The 21,251-nt window shown below is 66.7% G+C and carries 20 protein-coding genes and 1 pseudogene; 11 read left to right on the top strand and 10 right to left on the bottom strand.

What is annotated here, in order from left to right:
* The 4 genes and pseudogenes from MTR62_RS14540 to MTR62_RS14525 all read left to right on the top strand — a co-directional run.
* A pseudogene (locus MTR62_RS14540) lies at positions 1-690 on the top strand (hypothetical protein); the annotation flags it as partial.
* Positions 691-751: 61 nt separating this feature from the next.
* Positions 752-1,666: a sulfite exporter TauE/SafE family protein gene (locus tag MTR62_RS14535; protein ID WP_244022189.1), complete on the top strand. Its 915-nt coding sequence runs from the start codon at positions 752-754 to the stop codon at positions 1,664-1,666.
* A gap of 53 nt (positions 1,667-1,719) precedes the next feature.
* The gene (locus MTR62_RS14530) at positions 1,720-2,439 is read left to right on the top strand and encodes a TIGR02186 family protein (RefSeq protein WP_268739875.1); all 720 of its coding nucleotides are present in this window, start codon (positions 1,720-1,722) and stop codon (positions 2,437-2,439) included.
* Between the two features lie 118 nt (positions 2,440-2,557).
* Positions 2,558-4,249, top strand: a complete 1,692-nt coding sequence (locus MTR62_RS14525) for an ATP-binding protein (protein WP_244022191.1) — start codon at positions 2,558-2,560, stop codon at positions 4,247-4,249.
* 57 nt (positions 4,250-4,306) lie between these two features.
* Here the strand turns inward: MTR62_RS14525 and MTR62_RS14520 are convergent, their stop codons facing one another.
* Positions 4,307-5,749 carry an MATE family efflux transporter gene (locus MTR62_RS14520; RefSeq protein ID WP_244022187.1) on the bottom strand — a complete coding sequence of 481 codons (1,443 nt, stop codon included), beginning with the start codon at positions 5,747-5,749 and terminating at the stop codon, positions 4,307-4,309.
* 37 nt (positions 5,750-5,786) lie between these two features.
* The gene (locus MTR62_RS14515) at positions 5,787-6,530 is read right to left on the bottom strand and encodes a 7-carboxy-7-deazaguanine synthase QueE (RefSeq protein ID WP_244022185.1); all 744 of its coding nucleotides are present in this window, start codon (positions 6,528-6,530) and stop codon (positions 5,787-5,789) included.
* Between the two features lie 281 nt (positions 6,531-6,811).
* Between MTR62_RS14515 and MTR62_RS14510 the strand changes: the two genes are divergently transcribed.
* A complete protein-coding gene (locus tag MTR62_RS14510; RefSeq protein ID WP_244022183.1) occupies positions 6,812-7,435 on the top strand; it encodes a twin-arginine translocation pathway signal protein in 624 nt (207 codons plus the stop codon).
* On the opposite strand, the gene MTR62_RS14505 is transcribed toward MTR62_RS14510, so the two are convergent.
* From MTR62_RS14505 to MTR62_RS14495, 3 genes are all read right to left on the bottom strand, one after another.
* Positions 7,432-9,450, bottom strand: a complete 2,019-nt coding sequence (locus MTR62_RS14505) for a TonB-dependent receptor (protein ID WP_244022181.1) — start codon at positions 9,448-9,450, stop codon at positions 7,432-7,434. The genes MTR62_RS14510 and MTR62_RS14505 overlap by 4 nt on opposite strands.
* Before the next feature lie 57 nt (positions 9,451-9,507).
* Positions 9,508-9,759 carry a hypothetical protein gene (locus tag MTR62_RS14500; protein WP_244022179.1) on the bottom strand — a complete coding sequence of 84 codons (252 nt, stop codon included), beginning with the start codon at positions 9,757-9,759 and terminating at the stop codon, positions 9,508-9,510.
* 210 nt (positions 9,760-9,969) lie between these two features.
* Complete coding sequence (locus MTR62_RS14495; RefSeq protein ID WP_244022177.1) at positions 9,970-12,702, bottom strand: valine--tRNA ligase; 2,733 nt, start codon at positions 12,700-12,702, stop codon at positions 9,970-9,972.
* A gap of 207 nt (positions 12,703-12,909) precedes the next feature.
* Here MTR62_RS14495 and MTR62_RS14490 point away from each other — a divergent pair, with 207 nt between their 5' ends.
* The 5 genes from MTR62_RS14490 to MTR62_RS14470 all read left to right on the top strand — a co-directional run bounded on the left by MTR62_RS14490 (position 12,910) and on the right by MTR62_RS14470 (position 17,072).
* Positions 12,910-14,022, top strand: a complete 1,113-nt coding sequence (locus MTR62_RS14490; protein WP_244022175.1) for an ABC transporter permease — start codon at positions 12,910-12,912, stop codon at positions 14,020-14,022.
* Positions 14,019-14,903: an ABC transporter ATP-binding protein gene (locus tag MTR62_RS14485; RefSeq protein ID WP_244022173.1), complete on the top strand. Its 885-nt coding sequence runs from the start codon at positions 14,019-14,021 to the stop codon at positions 14,901-14,903. Before MTR62_RS14490 ends, MTR62_RS14485 begins: the two co-directional genes overlap by 4 nt.
* A 9-nt stretch (positions 14,904-14,912) precedes the next feature.
* Complete coding sequence (locus MTR62_RS14480) at positions 14,913-15,851, top strand: MlaD family protein (protein ID WP_244022171.1); 939 nt, start codon at positions 14,913-14,915, stop codon at positions 15,849-15,851.
* A gap of 23 nt (positions 15,852-15,874) precedes the next feature.
* Positions 15,875-16,504 (top strand): ABC-type transport auxiliary lipoprotein family protein, encoded by a 630-nt coding sequence (locus MTR62_RS14475; protein ID WP_244022169.1) that lies wholly within the window; start codon positions 15,875-15,877, stop codon positions 16,502-16,504.
* Between the two features lie 61 nt (positions 16,505-16,565).
* The gene (locus tag MTR62_RS14470) at positions 16,566-17,072 is read left to right on the top strand and encodes an RES family NAD+ phosphorylase (RefSeq protein ID WP_244022166.1); all 507 of its coding nucleotides are present in this window, start codon (positions 16,566-16,568) and stop codon (positions 17,070-17,072) included.
* 99 nt (positions 17,073-17,171) lie between these two features.
* On the opposite strand, the gene MTR62_RS14465 is transcribed toward MTR62_RS14470, so the two are convergent.
* Complete coding sequence (locus MTR62_RS14465) at positions 17,172-17,438, bottom strand: hypothetical protein (protein WP_244022165.1); 267 nt, start codon at positions 17,436-17,438, stop codon at positions 17,172-17,174.
* 143 nt (positions 17,439-17,581) lie between these two features.
* Between MTR62_RS14465 and MTR62_RS14460 the strand changes: the two genes are divergently transcribed.
* Positions 17,582-18,169, top strand: a complete 588-nt coding sequence (locus tag MTR62_RS14460; RefSeq protein WP_244022163.1) for an outer membrane protein — start codon at positions 17,582-17,584, stop codon at positions 18,167-18,169.
* A 359-nt stretch (positions 18,170-18,528) separates the two neighbouring features.
* On the opposite strand, the gene MTR62_RS14455 is transcribed toward MTR62_RS14460, so the two are convergent.
* From MTR62_RS14455 to MTR62_RS14440, 4 genes are all read right to left on the bottom strand, one after another.
* Complete coding sequence (locus MTR62_RS14455; RefSeq protein WP_244022162.1) at positions 18,529-19,236, bottom strand: ATP12 family chaperone protein; 708 nt, start codon at positions 19,234-19,236, stop codon at positions 18,529-18,531.
* A gap of 13 nt (positions 19,237-19,249) precedes the next feature.
* Positions 19,250-19,477, bottom strand: coding sequence for a hypothetical protein (locus MTR62_RS14450; protein WP_244022160.1), 228 nt, complete (start codon positions 19,475-19,477; stop codon positions 19,250-19,252).
* 10 nt (positions 19,478-19,487) lie between these two features.
* A complete protein-coding gene (locus tag MTR62_RS14445; protein ID WP_244022151.1) occupies positions 19,488-20,138 on the bottom strand; it encodes an HAD-IA family hydrolase in 651 nt (216 codons plus the stop codon).
* A gap of 13 nt (positions 20,139-20,151) precedes the next feature.
* Positions 20,152-21,251, bottom strand: a 1,100-nt coding sequence (locus tag MTR62_RS14440) for an RluA family pseudouridine synthase (protein WP_244022148.1), incomplete at its 5' end; no start/stop codon positions are given.

The raw sequence follows: 21,251 nt of genomic DNA, 5'->3' as shown, positions 1-21,251 counted from the left end.
GCCGCCTCGTCATCCGCCTCGTCGTCCGCGCCGCGCCGCTGGTCGGCCGACGCCTGGGCGCTGATCCGCTCGGGCACCGGCGGAGTGCTTGGGTCGGGCGCCTACCCGGCGACCTACGGGGCCAGCCAGTCGGGCGCCATCGTGCGCTACCGCATCGCGCCGCGCAGCGCCTATCTGCCGACCGCCTATCTGCGCAGCACGTCCACGCTGGGCGGGGCCTCGCAGGCGACGGCGGCGATGGGGCTCTCGCTGCGCCCGATCGCCACGCTGCCGATCGTCGCCGCGGCCGAAGGGCGGCTGACGAGCGGGACGGGGGGCAACCGCGTCCAGCCGGTGGCCCTGGCGGTCAGCGAACTGCCTCCGATCGAACTGGGGCGTGGGCTTCGTCTCGAGGCTTACGGGCAGGGCGGCTATGTCGCGGGCAAGTACGCGACGGCCTTTGCCGACGGACAGGCGCGGGTCGATCGCGAGGTGGCGAGCCTGGGTCAGGTCCGCGCGCGGCTCGGCGCCGGGGTGTGGGGCGGGGCGCAAAAGGGTGTGGCGCGGTTCGATGCCGGACCATCGGCGGCGGTGACGATGCCGCTCGGCAAGCAGCGCTACGGGCGGCTCGGGCTCGACTGGCGGTTTCGCGTGGCCGGCGATGCCGAGCCGGGTTCGGGACCGGCGGTGACGCTTTCCGCAGGTTTCTGAACGCGAAAGCGCCATAAGCGGCTTTTCACGTCGGGCTGCCTGCGGTAGCGAGAAAGACAGCATGGACGTCTATCTTCCCATCGCGAATCTCTCGGTCAACGGCCTGATCATCGTTGGTCTTGGCGCACTGACCGGAATCCTGTCGGGCATGTTCGGCGTGGGTGGTGGCTTCCTGACGACGCCGCTGATGATTTTCTATGGCATTCCCCCCACGGTGGCGGCGGCTTCGGCCGCGAGCCAGGTTACCGGGGCGAGCGTTTCGGGGGTCTTCTTCCAGTCGCGGCGCGGCGGGGTCGATTACAAGATGGGCACGGTCATGGTCGCGGGCGGCATCGTGGGCACCGGGATCGGCGCGCTGCTGTTCCGCCTGCTCGAACAGATCGGCCAGATCGATACGGTCATCAGCATTCTTTACGTCGTGCTGCTCGGCTCGATCGGTTCGCTGATGGCGCGTGAGAGCATCCAGGCCATCCGGGCCGAGCGCAGCGGGCACAAGATCGCCGCGAAGAAGCGTCGCCACCACCCGATGGTCGCCAGTCTGCCGATGCGCTGGCGCTTCTACCGCTCGGGCCTCTACATCTCGCCGCTGGCGCCGCTGCTGCTGGGCTGCGGGGTGGGTATCCTGACGATGCTGATGGGCATCGGCGGCGGTTTCATCCTCGTTCCGGTGATGCTTTACGTGCTGGGTATGAGCGCCAATGTCGTGGTCGGCACGTCCTTGTGGCAGATCCTGTTCACCACCATCGCGACGACGATGATGCACGCACTCACCACCCAGGCGGTGGACATCGTGCTGGCCTCGCTGCTGCTGTTCGGTTCGGTCACCGGCGCGCAGGTCGGCTCGCAGTTCGCGCAGAAGAGCAGCCCGGTGAAGCTGCGGCTGGTGCTGGCGATCATCGTTCTGCTGGTCGCCGCGCGCATGGCGCTGGGGCTGACCTACATGCCCGACAGCATCTACACGCTGGCGCCGCTGTGAAGCGCACCGTGAAGCGGCTGGTCCATGGGCTGCTGGGGCTGACGGCGCTGGTTATGCTGGGCGGGGCGCGCGATCCGATCCTGGTGACCGAAGTCTCGCAGCACACCATCGATCTGCAGCAGGGCTTCAACGGCACCGACCTCCTCCTGTTCGGCGCGGTGCTCACCCCCGAAGGCTCGCGCGCGGCACAGGACTATGACATCGTCGTCGTGCTTAAGGGGCCGACGCAATCGATCGTGCTGCGCGAAAAGCAGAAGATCGCCGGCATCTGGGTCAACGCGGCAAGCACCGAGTTTCGCTCCGCGCCGTCGTACTACGCGGTCGCCTCGACCCGGCCGATCGACCAGATTGTCGATGAAAAGACCGCCGCGATCTACGAGCTGGGGCTCAAGTGGCTCCAGCTTTCCCCGATCGGTGCGATCGATCCCGAAGAGCAGGCGCGCTTTGCCGCGGGTCTCGTCGAACGCAACCGCGACGCCGGGCTCTACCGCGAGGATGAGGGCGGCGTGAGCGTGAGCGAACAGGTGCTCTACCAGGCGCGCATCCGCCTGCCCTCGCAAGTTCCCACGGGCAAGTACACCGCTGAAACCTTTGCCATCGCCGATGGCCGCGTGGTGGCCTCGGCCAGCAGCGATGTCGAAGTGCGCAAGCTGGGGATCGAGCGGGCGATCGCCAATTTCTCGGAAAACTACGGGCTGGCTTACGGCCTCCTGGCGGTGTTCATCTCGATCGGCATGGGATGGCTGGCCGGCCGGCTTTTCGCGCTGGTCTGAGGCGGCGCCAGGGGTGGTTCGCCCTTGCGTGGAAAATCGGGAGCTTAGGCTTAAATTAACGGCAATCCATTTAGGCTGAACTGACATAAGTTTGGGTCGGAATGGAATTGCACGCGTGATGAATCAGATGCGGATGGAGGGGCTTGGCGCAAGGCACGAGGGGGCGGTAATTGACCCGCGCGATCGTCCCGAACCAGTGGCATCGAGCGGCGCGCGCGAGCCGATCGGCGTCATTCTCGACATCGGCGGCGCGGGTAGCCGCATCGCCCTCGACATCGAGAAACTCGTGCAGCTTTCGGGCGATGCCGATCCTTCGGTGGCGATTTCGGGGCAGGTCGGCAGCCAGGTCAAGGTGCGCGTGGGCAATGGCTGGCTGCTGGCCAGCGTGCGCAACCAGCAGCAGGATCATTCGGTCACCGGCGGCATTCGTGCCGACGTCGATTTCCTCGGCGAGGGCGAGGAAGAGCGTCTGACCGGGCGTATCTACGGCTTTCGCCGCGGTGTTACCGCCTATCCCATTCCCGGCGCGCCGGTCTATCCCGCGACCAGCCAGGACCTCCAGCAGATCTACGCCAGCGACGGGCGCGCGAGCATCGCGGTGGGCAAGGTATTTCCCACGCGTGACATCCGCGCGGGGCTCTACATCGACGCGCTGCTTGGCAAGCACTTCGCGCTGCTCGGTTCGACCGGCACGGGCAAGTCGACCAGCGCGGCGCTGATCCTGCACCGCATCTGCGAGCACGCGCCCGAAGGCCATATCATCATGGTCGACCCGCACGGCGAATACGCTGCCGCGTTCCGCAACACAGGCGTCATCCTCGATGTTTCGAACCTGCAGATGCCTTATTGGCTGATGAACTTCGAGGAACACTGCGAAATCCTGCTGACCTCGCGCGGGGACGATCGCCAGCTCGATTCCGAAGTGCTCTCGCGCGCGCTGCTCGAGGCGCGATCGCGCAACCGGCTGGCCGATCAACTGGGCAAGATCACGGTCGATTCGCCGATCCCCTACCTGCTTTCCGACCTCTCGAGCGTGCTCAACAACGCGATGGGCAAGCTCGACAAGGGCCATTCGAGCGCGCCGTACCTGCGTATCCGCAACCGCCTCGACGAGCTCAAGAGCGATCCGCGCTACCAGTTCATGTTCTCTGGCATGCTGGTGGGCGACACCATGGTCGACTTCATCGGCAAGCTGTTCCGCCTGCCCTCGCGCGGGCGGCCGATCTCGATCATCGACGTGTCGGGCGTGCCGACCGAGATCACCAGCACGGTCGTCGCCGTGCTCTCGCGGCTGGTGTTCGATTTCGCGGTCTGGGCGCGCGAGGAGACGACCCGCCCGATCCTGCTGGTCTGCGAGGAAGCGCACCGCTACGTGCCCAACGAGAAGAACGCCGATGGTTCCTCGGTCGGGCGCATCCTTTCGCGCATCGCCAAGGAAGGGCGCAAGTACGGCGTTTCGCTCGGGCTCATCACCCAGCGTCCCTCCGACCTTGCCGAAGGCGTGCTTTCGCAGTGTGGCACGATCCTTTCGATGCGCCTCAACAACGAACGCGATCAGGCGTTCGTGCGCGCCGCGATGCCCGAAGGCGCGCGCGGGTTCCTCGATGCGATCCCGGCGCTGCGCAACCGCGAATGCATCATCTGCGGCGAGGGCACCGCGATCCCGATGCGCGTGCGCTTCGACGATCTGGAGGAATACAAGCGCCCGGCCTCGGCCGACCCCTCGTTCACCGAACTGTGGAGCCAGTCGGGCGGCGAGGAGGAGATGGTCGCGCGCACCGTCCAGCGCTGGCGCGCGCAGGGACGCTGATAGCGGCCTGCCGCCCGCCCGGCACCTGTCCGCCCGGCGCCCCGGCGCCGGGTCGGATCAGCGGCTCTTGCCCCAGTTGGCGAGGCGGTAGTAGGCGACCGCGAGCACCACGGTAATCAGCGAGCCGACCGGGAAGGCCCACCACAGCGCCTCGCTGCCGATCAGCGGATAGGCCAGGTGGTAGAAGCCCAGGCGCCCCGGATAGAGCCCCAGGAACATGATGACGAGCGGGGCCAGCACCACCCCGTAGGCGCGCAGCGTGCCCTGGATGATCATCGTGATCGAGATGATGACGTAAGACGCGGTGCACACCAGCTGCATGTGCTGCGCGATCGGCATTGCCGGACTGTCGCCGCCCAGGAACAGCGCCAGAAGCGGATGGTCGAAGGCGACGAGGACCGCGGCCATCACGCTCGTCAGCGCGAAGTTGGTGGCCATGCCCACGTTGGCGACCGCGCTCACGCGCCGGTGGTTGCCTGCTCCGAGCGCCTGCGCAACCATCGCGCTGACCGCGCTGCCCATCGCGAAGGCGGGCATCTGGAGGTAGTTCCACAATTGCAGCGAAGCGCCATAGGCGGCCGAGGTGTTGAGCCCTTCGCGGTTGACGAGGCCGATCATGATGAGGCTTGCAGAAGAAACCAGCAGGATCTGCGCGCCCATCGGCAGGCCCTTGGTGACGATGTAGCGCAGCTCTTCGCGGCGCGGGATCAGGTAGCCCAGTTCTGGGCCGCGCAGGCGCATCGGCAGGTCCTGGCGGTAGATCCGCCAGACGAGAAAGGCGAGCCCGCCCGAATTGGCAAAGGCGGTCGACATGGCAGACCCCGTGATCCCCAGCGTCGGGATCGGGCCGGGGCCGATGATGAGCAGCGGGTTGAGCACAATGTCGAGCGCGACGACGAGGATCATCGCGTAAAGCGGCGTGCGCGCATCGCCCGCGCCGCGCATGGCCATCGAAACCATCATCGAGACCGCACCGAGCGGCAGCGTGATGAACACCACGCGCAAGTAGTCGAGCGCCTCGATCTTGCTGGCATCGGGCGTGCTCATGAGGTCGAGCAGGGGCGCCGCAAAGATCCAGCCGACGATCCCGGTCAGCGCTGCGATGCCCATGCAGAAACCCACGCCGCTGCCGAAGGTGCGCCGCGCCGCGTCGATGTCGCGCGCGCCGAAGAACTGGCCCACGCGCACCGTGGTGGCCATCGAGAAGCCGAACACCGCCGCGATCAGCAGGAACATGATGACGTTGGCGTTGGCGGTGGCGGCGAGCGCGCTTTCGCCGATCAGCCGGCCGACCCAGATCGCGTTGACCGAGCCGTTGAGCGTCTGGAGCACGTTCGAGATCAGCATCGGGATCGAGAACAGCAGCAGCGTCTTGAGGATCGGCCCCTGCGTCAGGTCGCCGCGCCGCGCGGCGTCCTTGCCGCCGGCTGGCACGGGCGGGTGGGCAGTTTCCTCACCCGGTTCCCATTCGCCTTCGGGTATCGGCGCGGCTTCGTTCATCGTGTCCCCCAAACAACGCGTTCGGCAAAAGAACCCGTCAGGTTCCCCGTGTATCGCCCCAGAGGTGAATGTGAAGCCGGTCGGTGAAATTGAAACCGTTTGCCGCGCACAGATCGCCCATCCAGCGCGCGCGGCTCCACAGCGTCGCGCTGTCGCGTCCCTCGGGCATGAGGTAGACGCGCCCGGGCGCGATCGCGTGGGTGGCCACGAGGTCGAGGACCTGCGCAACGTCGCTCGCCTCGGCAATCACGAACTTGAAGAAGGCACGCGGGTCGGCGGCGTAGGCGGCAAGGCGTTCGGGGACGAGCGCGAGGCTGGCCGGGTTGCCGCTGTGCGCGAGCTTGGGACTGACGTTGAACTGGTCGATCAGCGGATCGAGCGCCGCGGGCGCGGCAACCGAACCGTTGGTTTCGATCTCGACGTGGAATTCGGGACGCAGCGCCTTGAGCGCTGTGACCATGCGGGCAAGCGCCGCGCCCTGGAGCAGCGGCTCGCCGCCGGTCAGCACGAGCCGGTCGGGCGCGAGCGCGGCGACGCGCGCGGCGACCTCGGCCTCATTCAGCTTTACCTGATTGTCCTCGCGGGGGAAGGCCAGGTCGTCGGTGTGCGGGCGGTTGTCGCCGGTGAAGCGCCAGGTGTAGGCGGTGTCGCACCAGTGGCAGGCAAGGTTGCAGCGCGAGAGGCGCACGAAAGTGCTCGGCCTGCCCACGCTCGCGCCTTCGCCCTGAAGCGAGGCGAAGATTTCGGGTTCCCCCGGCGTGGTGGTGGCAAGCGTGAGCATGGTGTCCGGTCTAGCTGCAAAAAGGGCGGGGCGATACGGTTGCCCCTGTCCGGAGCCAAAACCGCGAGGCGCCGCCCAAAGGCCCTTTTGCGCGGTTTTGCAAGAAAATTCGGGCCAGGAAAATTCGGGTGCTGTCGGGCGTCGCGGTGAAGGGGGTCGGTTTGGCGCGCGGCGGGAAATGGTTTTGCGTCGGCTGGCTTGGTATTACCATTTTGCCAAGTTGTGATAAAAGGCCGGTGCCGTCGCGCAGGCGGGCGGCGGCAGGGCACAGGGAGCAGGGCATGGCCGGATTCACGAAAGCAGGCAGCGGGTTGGCCGCGATGGTACTGGCGGTACTGGCGCTTGCGGGGCCGGTCTCGGGTTCAGCGCTGGCGCAGGAGCCCGCCCACTCGACGCCCGCGCGCCCGCTCGTCCCGGCGGACTTCAGGGTGCCCACCCGCGTTGAAACCGCGCACTTCACGATCGTTCCGCTGGGGCCAAAGCTCGCGCGGATTGACTACGAAGCCTACATGGCCTCGGTCGAACACCTGCAAAAGACCTTCAGCCGCTCGACCAGCTGGCCGCATGCGGGGATTACCGATGCCGACACCATCGCGGACATGACCAGCGAGGCCGAACGGTTCAAGGCGCGCACGTCGTTCGCCTATTCGGTGCTCACGCCCGATGGCAAGCGCGAGCGCGGCTGCATCTACGTCCAGCCCAGCCGCGTTCCCGGTTACGACGCTGTGGTTCGCCTGTGGGTGACCAAGGCCGAATACGACGCGGGCTTCGATGCACAGCTCTACGCCTTCGTTCAGGGCTGGATCGCCCAAAAGTGGCCTTTTGCGAACGTCGCCTATCCGGGGCGCGCGATCGACTGGGCGCGGTGGGATGCGCTGTCCGGGAAGGAGGGGCCGGAAAACTAAAAGGTCTTGTAGAGCTTTATCTGCACGCGGGGGCTGCGTTGGCGCGCGGTGTCCTCGTCCAGCAGCGGGGTGACGAGGCGCTCGCGGGTGGTGCCCGAATAGCGCAAGGTCCCGGTCAGCGCCATCGAAGGCGAAACGCTGTGCGTGTAGGCAAGGCTGGCATCGAACCAGGCGCCCTTGCGGATCTGGTATTCGCGCGCGGCGCTGTTCCACGACCATTGCACTTGCGCCACGTCCCCCGGCGTCGCGCCGCGTTCCCGGGTGGACCATTCGAGCGTGCCATTGGTGGTATAGCGCAAGGTATGGAGCCTCTGCGCGCCGCCTGCCGTATCGAGCGGCGTGCTTTCGTCGAACAGGTTGGCGCTGGCGTTCAGTTTGAGCCGGCCTGTCAGCGGCAGGCCGAGGTCGAGCTGGCCGCCCGCGCTCGTGCTGTTTCCGGCGTTGACGTAGGTATAGACGCTCGTCCCGGCGCTGTTGAGCGTGTAGCTCTCGCTCCACAGCTGGCTGGTGCGGCGCCAGTAGAGCGTGGCGCTCGCCTCGAGAGGACCGGGGCGCAGCTGGATGCCCAGTTCGTAGGAATCGATGCTCTCGTCCTTGAGCGCGGGATTGCCTTCGAAGCGCGTATAGGCATCCTCGAGCGTGCCATAGGAGGCGAGGTATTCGAGCGGCACGCGCTCGATCCGCCTCGAGTAGCTGGCCTGGAGGCGCAGCGCCTTGCTGGCCTCAAAGCTGGCGTGAAAGCTCGGGAACAGGCGCGTGCGGTCGAGCTGCACGGTCTCTTCGTCCGGGCTGGTGATCCGGCGCGCGTTGGTTTCCCCGCGCAGGCCCGGTGCCAGCGTCAGGCGGCCGATGGCCTGCTGGAACGTGGCGTAAGCCGCCAGCGTGCGGCTGCGCGCGGCGTAGGCGTTGCGGGTATCCGCGCCCAGCGTTGCGGCATCGTTGCTGGTAAAGGCGTAATCCTCGTCGAGCGCGTCGACATGGAAGGACGCGCCGGTGGAGAGCATCTGCCCGCTCCCCATCGGGTGCTTCCAGTCGAGCTTGGCGTCGAGCGAGCGGGCGGGATGATCGCGCGCGATGCGATACCAGCGCCCGTCGCTGTAGCGCGCGCGGGTGACGTCGTGGAGCCGGGTGCTCTTGAACGCCTGCACGCTGGCGTTGAGCGCCTCGCCCTTGATCGTGCCGGTGTGGGCGAGGGCGACTTGCCCGTCGAGGAAGGCGCCATGGCTGTCGAGCCGGGTGTGCTGCGAAAAGGGCTCGAAATCGTCGGTCAGCGCGGTGAAATCGAGCGCGTTGACCGTGATGTCGTGCCCGCCGCCCAGCCGTGCCTGCGCGGAGAGGGTGGTGTGGGCATCGAGGTCGTGCGTGACCTTGGCGGTAACGCGCCCGTCGCCGCCGTCATAGGTGGTGAGCCCGCTTTCGCGGTTGGCGGTCGCGCTTGCCTGCGCGCCCACGCGGCGCGTTTCGTCGAGGGTTCGTCGCAGCATCCGCCCGACATTGGCCGAGGCCTTGAGCTGGTAGGTCCAGTCGCCGGCCTTGGCGTTGATGGTCGTGTCGACCAGCGCGTAACCCCAGCTGTTCGCTTCGTAGCTGGCGTTGCCCGAGACGCCTTCCTGCCCGGTCTTGCGCAGGATGAGGTTGATGACGCCGCCCGCGCCTTCGGACGAAAACTGCGCCGAGGGGTTGGTGATCACCTCGATCCGCGCGATGTCGCTGCCGTGCAGGGTGTGCAGGTATTGCCCGATGTCGCCGAGGAACGGACGCCCGTCGACATAGAGCCGGGTGATGGCCGCACCGAGCACGAGCAGCCGGTCATCGGGCGTGACGGTCACCGCGGGAAGCCCGCGCAGAAGCTGCAGCGCGTCCTTCTGTGCCGACTGGGGCGTCTCGCGGATCTGGTAGCTGCGCCGGTCGATTTCGGGCGTATCGTTGGTGCGCTTGCCGATCACTTCGATGACATCGGAGGATGGTTCGGCCGAGGCGACGGGCAAAGCGGTTGGCGGATCGAGCGCCGTCACCTCGGTGTCCTTTCACCCGATTTTCGGCTCAACGCCGCCTTGGCCAAGTCCGGCGACCTAGTTCGCGCTGCTGCGTTCGTTGCGCATCCGTTCGACCAGAAGTTCGATCTCATCCGGGTTGAGGATCCAGGCGCGGGTCTTGCGGCCGGGCTTGAACACCGGGCGGGTGAGCAGGATGCGCGCCTGTTCCTTGGCAAAGGGCTTGAACAGCGAGAAGTGCATCACGCATTCGAGGAAAGTGCCGATCACCGGCGTCTTGCCGTCGAGATCGATGAGCGTCGCGGGCTGATCCCAGGGAATGTCCATCATGCTTCTTCGCCTATCGCCTGCCCGCACAAATGCAAGGCCGCACGCCTTGTACCTGTCGTCGAGCAAGCCGTGGTAGCGGACGAACGTGCGCTCGACAGTCTGCCGGGTCAAGGGATGGCAAATCCCTTGAATCCCTTACCTCATCTGCAAACGAAAAAGGCCCGCGAAGCGGGAAAAATGCTTCGCGGGCCTTCTTGTGTCTCTTGAACCTTACCCCAGACGCTCCAGCGCGGCGGCGAGGCGGGCGGCCTCGGCGGCGTGCATGGCGTGGTCGGCGCGCGCCTTTTCGACCGCTTCGGGCTTGGCCTTCTCGACGAACTTGGGGTTCGAGAGGCGCCCTTCGAGCGACTTGGCTTCCTTCTGCGAGGTGGCGAGCGCCTTTTCGAGGCGCGCCTTTTCGGCCGCGATGTCGATCACGCCCTCAAGCGGGATGGCCAGCATCGCATCGCCTGCGCCCACTTGCAGCACCGGCCCTGCGGGGGCGGCGGCGAAGTGGATGGCATCGAGCCGGGCAAGGCGGTCGATCACCGTGGCGTTGGCTTCGATGATGGCCCGGGTCGCCTCTGTCACCTCGGCGATGTAGGCGGTGAGGCGCGCGCCGGGCGCGATGCCCAGTTCCGCCTTGGCCGCGCGCAGGTTGCCGATGAGCGCGATCAGCCATTCGACTTCGGCCTTGGCGGCGCTATCGACCGAGGCTTCGGGCTCGGGCCACTTGGCGAGGATCAGTTCGGCCTCGCGCGTGCCCATCTTGCTCCACAGCTCTTCGGTGACGAAGGGCATGAAGGGGTGGAGCATGACGAGGATCTGGTCGAGCACCCAGCCTGCGACAGCTTGCGTTTCCGCATCGAAGTTGCCTTTGACCAGTTCGATGTACCAGTCGCAGAAATTGTCCCATACGAAGTGGTAGATCGCGTTGGCGGCGGCATCGAAGCGCAGGTCGGCCATCGCCTTGTCAAGCTCGGCGACGGTGTCGACCACTTCGCCGATGATCCAGCGGTTGACCGCCGAAGTCGCCTTGGGCGCGGCCACGCTGGTGGACGCGACGACCCCGTTCGACTGGCAGAAACGCGCCGCGTTCCACAGCTTCGTGGCGAAGTTTCGGTAGCCCTCGACGCGCTTGTCGTCCATCTTGATGTCGCGGCCCTGGCTTTCCATCGCGGCCATGAAGAAGCGCAGCGCGTCGGCGCCGTACTGGTCGATGAGGCCGAGCGGATCGACCACGTTGCCCTTCGACTTGGACATCTTCGCGCCATCGGCGGCGCGCACGAGGCCGTGGAGGTACAGCTTCTTCCACGGCACGTCGTCCATGAAGTGAATGCCCTGCATCGCCATGCGTGCGCACCAGAAGAACAGGATGTCGAAGCCCGAGATCAACAGGTCGTTGGGGTAGTGCTTGGCCAGCAGCTCGGTCTGCTCGGGCCAGCCGAGCGTGGCGAAGGGCCACAGCGCCGAGGAGAACCACGTGTCGAGCACGTCCTCGTCGCGGGTCAGCGGCTTGTTGCCGGCCTGTGCCTGTGCCTCTTCCTCGGTTTCGGCCACGAAGACCTCGCCGTCGGGGGTGTACCACGCCGGAATGCGATGGCCCCACCACAGCTGGCGCGAGACACACCAGGGTTGGATGTTCTCCATCCAGTTGAAATAGGTCTTTTCCCATGTCTTGGGGACGACCTCGATCGCGCCCTCGCGCACCGCCGCGATCGCGGGCTGGGCGAGGGTGGCTGCATCGACGTACCACTGGTCGGTCAGCCAGGGCTCGATCACCACGCCGCCGCGATCGCCGAACGGCGTCTGGATCGTGCGCGGCTCGGCGTCGTGCTCGACCGTCTCGGTCTCGCCGTCCTTGTTCGTCGTGGTGACGACGTGGGGGATGAGGAAGCCCAATTCCTTCATTTCGGCAACGATCGCCGCGCGCGCGGCGAAGCGCTCCATGCCGAGGTACTTTTCGGGCACGAGGCCGTCGGCGGTCTGCACCACGTTGGCGTCGGCGTCGAACATGTTGAGCATTTCGCTCGCCTTGAAACCGGCGCGCTTGCCCACTTCGAAGTCGTTGAAGTCATGGCCCGGCGTGATCTTCACCGCACCCGAACCCAGTTCGGGATCGGCGTGCTCGTCGGCCACGATCCGAAAGCGGCGTCCGGTGATCGGCTGGAGGATCTCCTTGCCGATGACCGACTTGTAGCGCGCGTCCTCGGCGTTCACGGCCACCGCCATGTCGGCCAGCATCGTTTCGGGGCGGGTGGTGGCGACCTCGATGTAGTCGAGCCCGTCATCGCGCGTCACGCCATCGGCCAGCGGGTACTTGAAGTGCCAGAAGCCGCCCTTGACCTCGCGCGTCTCGACTTCGAGGTCGGAGATCGCGGTCTTGAGCTTGGGGTCCCAGTTGACCAGCCGCTTGTCGCGGTAGATCAGACCTTCTTTGTAGAGCGTGACGAAGACCTTGAGCACGGCCTGCGTGAAATGCGGGTCCATCGTGAACTGCTCGCGCGACCAGTCCATCGAACAGCCCAGACGGCGCAGCTGGCGGGTGATCGCGCCGCCGCTTTGCGCCTTCCATTCCCACACCTTTTCGACGAAGGCGTCGCGGGTGTAATTGGTGCGCTTGTCCTGACGCGCTTCCATCTGGCGCTCGACCACCATCTGCGTTGCGATACCCGCATGGTCGGTGCCCACGACCCACAGCGCGTCCTTGCCCTTGAGCCGCTCGTGGCGGATCACGATGTCCTGCAGCGTGTTGTCGAGCGCGTGACCGATGTGCAGCGAGCCCGTGACGTTGGGCGGCGGGTTGACGATGGTGAAGGGCGCCGCATCGGGCCGTTCGGGCCGGAAGCAGCCGTTCTCTTCCCAGTGGGCATACCACTTGGCCTCGATCGCGGCGGGATCGAAGGTCTTGTCGAGGGCGCTTTCGGGCGCGGACGAATGGGGCGCGGGCGAAGTGTCAGTCATGGCGCCGCGCTTTGCCAGCGGCTCGGGCCTTGCGCAAGCGGACAGTTGGGCTTTGCAATTGACGGCGGCGGTAAACCTGCCACGCGCGTGGTGCGCACCCTGCCACGGTTTTGCCGCAAGGGCATACTAAGGTAGGTCAGCAATGCAATTGGTCGCAGCCATGGAACTTCTTGCCGGGGAAGGGATTATTCCCCATTACGAGCGCGCATGAGACAATGGGCAGATTTTACGGTGTCGGAAAGCGACGATGGTGCAGCGCCGGTTCTGGCGCTGAGCGGGGCGCTGCGCGTCTCGTCGCTGGGTGATCTCGACGCGCGGCTGAACGCCCTTGGCGGTGACTATTCGCGCATCGACCTGTCGGGCGTGACCGATATCGATACGACCGGCGCCTGGCTGGTGCTCGAAAGCGCGCGCAAGCGCGGGCTCGAGGTCAGCGGCGCGAACGAGCAGGCCGAACGCCTGTTTGGCGCGATCGGTGACGTGGAGGACCCCGCGCCCGAACCCGTGCCCACGCCCTTCGTTACCCGAACCCTGTCCGAACTGGGGACGCTGGTGGTGGGCTGGGGCAACGGCTTCCTCCAGATGCTGGGGTTCCTTGGCAGCCTTATCGCGACGTTCGGAACACTGATCCTCCATCCGACGCGCTTTCGTGGCAAGGCGCTGGTGCACCACATGCAGCACGTTGGGGTCAACGCGCTGTGGATCGTGGGGCTGATGAGCTTCCTCATCGGCATCGTCATCGCGCAGCAGGGGGCGGTGCAGCTCGCGCAGTTCGGCGCGGAAATCTACACCATCAACCTCACCGGGCGCCTGTCGATGCGCGAACTGGGCGTGCTGATGACCGCGATCATGGTCGCGGGACGGTCGGGTTCGGCCTTTGCGGCGCAGATCGGCACGATGAAGCTGACCGAGGAAGTCGATGCGATGCGCACGATCGGCGTTTCGCCGATGGAAGCGCTGGTGGTGCCGCGCGTGCTGGCGGCGATGGTCATGATGCCGCTGCTCGGCTTCTATTCGGCGGTGTGCTCGATCATCGGCGGTGCGTTCATCTCGAACTTCGCGCTCTCGATTCCCTTCTTCACCTTCCTGCGCCGCACGCAGGAAGTCGTGCCGATCACCGACGTGTGGATCGGGTTCATCAAGGCGCCGGTCTTCGCGCTGATCGTGGCGCTCGCGGGGTGCTACCAGGGGATGCGGGTTTCGGGCAACGCCGAGGAAGTGGGCACGCGCACCACGCAGGCCGTGGTCACCGCGATCTTCACGGTGATCGTGCTCGACGCCTTCTTCGCGGTCTTCTTCACGGAGATCGGCTGGAAATGACCGACCTTTCGAACGATTACGAGGGCGAATACCCGATCCGGGTCGAAGGGCTCACCAACGCCTTTGGCGATCATCGGATACACGACGGGCTCGACCTCAAGGTGCGCAAGGGCGAAGTGCTCGGCGTGGTGGGCGGCTCGGGGACCGGCAAATCGGTCTTGATGCGCTCGATCATCGGGCTGCAGACCCCGACCTCGGGCGATATCGAGGTGCTCGGCCGCAACATGACGCACCCCAGCGAAGAGGATGACATCGACATTCGCTCGCGCTGGGGCGTACTGTTCCAGGGCGGTGCGCTGTTTTCCACGCTGACCGTGGGCGAGAATGTGGAAGTGCCGCTCAAGCAGTTCTACCCGGAAATCTCCGATACGCTGCGTCAGGACATCGCCCGCTTCAAGGTGCGCCTATCGGGTCTGCCCGATGAAGCCGCCTTCAAGTATCCGAGCGAGCTTTCGGGCGGCATGAAGAAGCGCGCCGGGCTGGCGCGCGCGCTGGCGCTCGATCCCGAACTGCTGTTCCTCGATGAACCGACCGCAGGGCTCGACCCGATCGGCGCGGCCGCGTTCGACAATCTCACGCGCGAACTGAAGGAAACGCTGGGGCTTACCGTGTTCCTCATCACCCATGACCTCGACACGCTCTACGCGATCTGCGACAGGGTCGCGGTGCTGGCGGACAAGAAGGTGATCGCGGTCGGCACGATCCCCGAACTGCTCGCGCTCGATCATCCCTGGATTCAGGAATACTTCAACGGTCCGCGCGGACGCGCGGCGCTGGTGGCCAAGGGCGATCCCAAGCTCGACGCCGCCGCGCAGGTGAACGCCGAGTGCGCCGTCCCGGCCACCGCGCACAGTGACAATTCCCGGCAAACGGGGGCATAAGGCGAAACGATGGAAACCAAAGCCAATCACGTCTGGGTCGGAGCCATCACGCTCTTGCTGCTCGCGCTCGCGGCGGGCTTCGTCGTCTGGCTGGCGCGGCTCAACCAGCACGACCAGAACCAGTACGACATCTTCTTTCGCCAGTCGGTCGACGGGCTTGCCTTGGGTTCGGAAGTGAACTTCTCGGGCGTGCCCGTGGGCCAGGTCTCGCAGATCGAACTGTGGCCCAAGGACCCCAGCTTCGTGCGCGTGCGCGTCAAGGTGGCCGAACGCGTTCCGGTGACGATCGGCACCACAGCGACCATCCAGGGCAGTTTCACCGGCGTTTCGGACATCCAGCTCGAAGGTGCGGTCAAAGGCGCTCCGCTGCTCAAGGAGCCGGGGCCGGAAGGCTATCCGGTGATCCCGACCAAGCGCGGCAGCTTCTCCGAAGTGCTCGCCAACGCGCCGCTTTTGATGGAGCGTCTTGCCACGCTGACCGAGAACCTCAACCAGCTGATGTCCGAGGAAAACCGCCGCTCGATCACCGGCATCCTGGCCAATACCGACAAGATGACCCGCGATCTTTCGCAGGCGACCCCGCAGATCCGTGGCACGCTCGAGGAACTGCAGGGCACGCTGGATCAGGCGACCAAGACGCTCGCCGCGTTCGAAGGCGTGGCTGACAAGGCCGACGACCTGCTCGGTACGAAGGGCTCCTCGCTGGCCGATCAGCTGCGCAAGACGCTCAAGTCCGCGCAGGATTCGATGGACCAGCTCAACACCACCATGGCCCACGCCCAGCCCGCGCTCGATCAGGTCTCGCAGACCACGCTTCCGGCCGCCGAAGCTGCGATCCGCGATCTGCGCGCGACGAGCAAGGCGCTGCGCAACGTGACCGAGAAGATCGACGAACAGGGCGCCGGCGCGCTGCTCAAGGGGCAGAAGCTGCCCGATTACAAGCCCTGAGGCGGGCAAGGACACCGATGACGATGACCAACCAAGACCGCACCTCTCCGCTGGCCCGCGCGCTGCGCAGCGGCCTTGCCGTGGCCGCCCTGGGCCTGGGGCTTTCGGGCTGCATCAGCCTGGCGCCCAAGACTCCCGACACGCTGATCCGGCTGAGCCCGGAAAAGAGCGCGCCCGCGGGCACGGTGAGCGATGGCAAGCTGGCCGATGCGATCGTCGTGCTCGATCCCGATGCGGACCGCAGCCTCGACGTGCTGCGCGTGCCGGTGCGGGTCGACGCGTCGAGCCTCGCATACCTCAAGGGCGCGGGCTGGGTGGAAAAGCCAACCCGGCTGATGCGCTCGCTGCTCGCCGAGACGATCCGCGCCGACACCGGCGGGCTGGTGCTTGAAGGCGGCGACTACGAGGTGACCGGCAAGACCTTCGTCGGCGGGCGGCTGCTCGAGATGGGCTACGACGCGCCGCGCCATGCGGTGGTGGTGCGCTTCGATGCGGTGATTACCCAGCGCGACAACCCGGAAATCCGCCGCAAGCGCTTCGAGGCGGTGGTCGACAACGTGGAGCCCAAGGGGCCGGCGGTCGGCCCCGCGCTCAACAGCGCGGCGAACACCGTGGCAAACGAGGTCGCGACGTGGGTGAAGAGCCAGGGCTGACGCAGGCTGCGCCGGGGCTGGCGCGAGCCTTGCGCCTGGGCCGGTTTACGAGGCGCTGGCGGTGAAGCTGTGGCGGCTCGTGCGGGCGGATCGCGCCGCGCTCGACGGTGCGGGCGCGCGGCTGCATGGCGGGCGCTACTTTTCTGCGGGCCATGCGATCGTCAGTCTTGCCAGTGAACCGGGGCTCGCGGTGCTGATCGCCGCGCGGTACTGGCTGGCCGGGCGCGATCTGGCCAGCCGCGATCGTGTCAGCGGCGATCCGGCGGGGCCGGGTTACGCTTTGGGCTGGACCGAGGTCGACGCAGAGGCCGAGCGGCTGGGCGGCGATCTCGACAGCGATTTCGAAGGAACGCGCCGTAAGGGCGAAGTCGACCGCTGGGTGGCATCGCGGCGCTCACTGCTGCTTGCTCTGCGCTCGGCGGTGTTGCCCGAAGCCGATGTCGTGCTGCTTAACGCTGAACATCCGCAGGCCGCCCGTGTTGCGCCGCTTACCCTGCGCCCGTTCCGTTTCGAGGACTGCCTGCACCGCCCGCCCATGTACGACGCCTTTCGCGCCGGAGAGGACTGACGGCACAAGGCGCACGGAGCATTTTTCCGTCAGGCGGAACCGTCCGACGGTTCAGGAAATGCGTCAAAACATAAGTCCAGAGCGGTCGATCTGATGCAATCAGGTCGGCCGCTCTGGCGTTTCAGGAGGCGGATGCGGGCGCATCACGGCATCCTGGAACGAGTCGCAAAGCGGCGTGGCCGGCGCGATTGCGAGTCTTGCAAGATTGCAGTTATGTATACGAATGGTGCAGTAATGTGAAATCCATGGGGCCCCTTTCTTGGATTTAAAGGGCTTTATGACAAAAAAATGAAACGCTTCGTTGTGTTTTTTCGCGATAGCCTGGCGAGCGCCGGGTTTGCGCGCTTCCTTCGAATTTTTCCCCATGGCGCGCTGTGATCCAAAGGACACAGTTGCGCCGTGCGTCCGGCGCAATTGCACGCTGCGCAGTTGCCTCGCTGCGGCAGGGGCGTAGGGGACCAGCGCCAGCCGGTCACTAGTCGGCTCGCCTTATTTTTCAGGAGTTTGAAATGCAGAAGATTGCTCTTCTCGCTGCGGGTGCAGCGCTGTTCGCGGTTCCCGCCATCGCCAATGCGCAGGCCTATGTGCAGGTTGAGAGCGGCCTCGACGTCGCGCAGCAGGGTGGCGATGCCAAGGCCGGTTTCGACTACGGTGTCTCCGCTGGTTACGACTACGAAATTCCCGGCGGCATGTTCGTTGGCGTGCAGGGCAGCTACGACGACAGCACCGCGCGCTCGTGCTCGCACAACGTATACGAAACCGGTGACCGTGCGTGCCTCGAAGCGGAGCGTGATCTCGCTGCGGTGGTTCGCGTTGGCACCCGTATCGGTGAACGCAACAAGGTCTATGTTCTGGGCGGCTACGCCAACACCCGCGTCGGTGCGACCTACAGCTCGGCTTCGCTGAGCGATGCTCTGGACGGCACCGGCTTTACCCACCTGGGCGCGCACCGCAGCCTCGACGGCTTCCGCGTCGGCGCGGGCTACCAGTACGACATCACCAAGTCGCTCTTCGTCAAGGCCGAGTACCGCTATTCGAACTACTCGTCGGACTACAGCCGTCACGAAGGCCTGATCGCGGTCGGCACGACCTTCTGATCGGCCAAGCGGCCTACCTAGCTCAAGAAGGAGGCCCGTCCCGGCATCGCCGGGGCGGGCTTTTTTCTGGGCCGAAGAAAAGGAGCGGCGCGGTTCGGTCTATCCGAACAGGAGGCGCATGACGCTGCGCTCGAAGCTGATGATGCTGCGGTTGCGCTTTTCGAGGTCGTAGGCGGCGATGCATTCGGGCCAACGGGCGCTCGCTCGTGCGTGCGTGCCTGGAACGTCAAGCCGCGTTGCGGTGTGTCAGGCGCGGGCAAGGCGTGCGACGCGCATCGCCAGCTGGAAGGCCTCGAAGCGGGCCTGACGGTTCTGCGCGGCCTCGGNGTGCCTGGAACGTCAAGCCGCGTTGCGGTGTGTCAGGCGCGGGCAAGGCGTGCGACGCGCATCGCCAGCTGGAAGGCCTCGAAGCGGGCCTGACGGTTCTGCGCGGCCTCGGCGTCCTCGCCCCATAGCTCGACCTGCCAGTCCTCTTCGAGGTTGGCGGCCCGCCACAGGCCCTGCGCATCAGCGTCCTCGCGCAGCGCCGCGAGCGCGATGACGAGCGAGGCGGCAAGGCTGGCGAGCATACGCAGCGCGGCGAGCGTTACGGGATCGAGCCCGTCGAGCTCGGCCTTGATCCGCGCCAGCGTTTCGTCGGGATGCGCACGGTGCAGGATGCCCGAGACACGCGCAAAGCGCACGCCGAGGCGCGCTTCGGTCTCGCTCAGCAGCGGCTCCCAGATGGCGAGCTGGCGCTTGTAGATCGCCTCCTCGGGATCGGCGCGGTAGCACAGCGTGTCGGTGTCGGCGTAGGGCAGGATTTCGGCGATTGCGCCCGCCGTATCAGGCGCCACGGCATCGAGTGCGAAGTCGACCAGGTCGCGCGTCACGAAGTCGCGCGGATCGATTTCCTCGCCCTGGGCTTCCCATTCGGCGGCCAGTGCTTCGGCCAGCGCACGGGTGGGGACCACTTGCGGGCGGCCGCCGGCGGTCTTGATCGGGCGTGCGTCGAGCTGGACGCACCAGCCTTCTTCGGAGCCGGTTGCGGCCGGGGCGATGGTGACGGTCTTGTAAAAGCGCTTCACGGGCAGTCCAGGTTCACTCGGTGTCGCGGCTGCGCCAGCGGCGGGCGAGCAGGCGGGGGACGAAAAGGGTGTCGATGAGGCCTGCGCCCATCAGCGCGTAGCCGATCGTATCGGGCACGGCGGGCAGGGCGGTGCCCTGGGTGATGACGATGCCCAGCACGATCAGGGCGATGCCGCCGATGCGCGCCAGTTGCAGTGCGAAGAAGCGCGCGGCGGCGGGATCTCTTTCGGGTGGTTTCATCGCGGCGTGCTCATCGCAGCAGATAGGCGCGCAGGCCTTCGGGCGTTTCGGCGACCCATTCGGCCCCGGCTTCGAGCAGTTCGCGCGGGTGATGATAGCCCCAGTCGACCCCGATCGCGCGCACGAAGGCGTTGCGCCCCATCGCCATGTCGTAGGCGGTATCGCCGATCATCACCGCTTCGCTGGCCTGTGCGCCGGTCTCGAATAGCGCCTGTTCGAGCATCGCGGGGTGCGGCTTGGACGGGTGGCGGTCGGCGGTCTGGAGGCTGTCGAACAGCGCGGCGATGCCGTTGTCGGCGAGGCAGAAGGCAAGGCCCCGGTCGGACATGCCGGTGGCAACGGCGAGCGTCCAGCCAGCGTCCTTGAGCGCGTGGAGGACTTCGCCGATGCCTTCGAACAGTGGCTGCGAAACGCGGCCCTCGCTACGCGCCTGACGGAACGCGGCCTTGTAGGCCTGCGCCATCGCCTCCTGCTGCGCTTCGTCGCTTTCGGGCAGGAGCTGGCGCATCGCCTGCGGCAGCGATAGCCCGACCGCGCGGCGGATGGCCGTGCGGGTGGGCGCGGGCAGGGCGAACTGGGCGAAGGTCGCCTCCATCGCCTCGCAGATCGCGGCCTGACCGTCGATCAGCGTGCCGTCGCAATCGAACACGGCCAGTTTCATCGCCCGATCGTCCTCAGCGCTTGCCGCGCGGCGCCGAGGGGCGCGGACCGGATACGCCGCCGCCCTTGGGGGCGCCGCCGCCGTTGCGGCTCTTGGCCGCGGGCACCGGGCTGCCCTTGCCCTTCTTGGGGCCGGACTTCTTGGGGGCGGCGCTGCGGCCGAAGGGCTTGTCGCCAAAGTTCTTGCCGCCGGACTTGCCCTTCGCGCCACCGCGCGCGGGCACGGCCTCGCCGCCGCGCGAACGGCGTTCGCCGCGGCGCTCCTTGCGCATCTGCTTGGAATGCTGCTTGGCGGCGCGCTTTTCGTCGGCCTTGGTCAGCTCGGGCGCGGAAGGCGCCAGTTCGGCGCCGTCGTCCTCGTCGAAGCCCAGGCTTTCCATCGAGTTGGCGAAATGCTCGGGCAGGGGGGCGGTCACGTCGAGCGGGGCGCCGTCGGGGTGCTCGATGATCAGGCGGCGTGCGTGCAGGTGCATCTTGCGGCTGATCGAGCCGGACAGGAACGCATCCTGCCCGCCGTACTTGCCATCGCCCACGATCGGGTGGCCGATCGCGGCCATGTGCACGCGCAACTGGTGCGTGCGTCCGGTCAGCGGGTGCAGTTCGACCCAGGCGGCGCGGTTGCCCGCCCGATCGATCACGCGGTAGCGGGTGCGCGCGCTCTGGCCGTTCTCTTCATCGACGTGCATCTTCTCGCCGCCGGTGCCCGGCTGCTTGGCGAGCGGCAGTTCGATCATGCCGTCCTCGATCGAGGGAACGCCGATGACCAGCGCCCAGTAGATCTTCTTTGCCGAGCGGCCCGAGAAGCGCTTGGAGAAATAGGCCGCGCTGCCCGGCGTGCGCGCGATCAGCAGCACGCCGGAGGTGTCCTTGTCGAGCCGGTGGACAAGCCGCGGACGCGGTCCGTCCGAGGCATAGGCGTCGAGCAGTCCGTCGACGTGCTGCTTGGTGCCCGAGCCGCCCTGCGTGGCGAGGCCCGGCGGCTTGTTGAGCACGATCGCGGCGCGGTCCTGCGTGAGCACCATCTGGTCGGCGAGTTCGAGTTCTTCCTCGCTCAGTTCGCGGCGCGCGCGCGGGGCCTTGGCGCCGGGGCGGGCCTCGCCACCGGGCGGCACGC

This window comes from Novosphingobium organovorum, assembly GCF_022832435.1.
Classification (GTDB): domain Bacteria; phylum Pseudomonadota; class Alphaproteobacteria; order Sphingomonadales; family Sphingomonadaceae; genus Novosphingobium; species Novosphingobium organovorum.
This window is presented reverse-complemented; position numbering and strand designations above follow the sequence as displayed.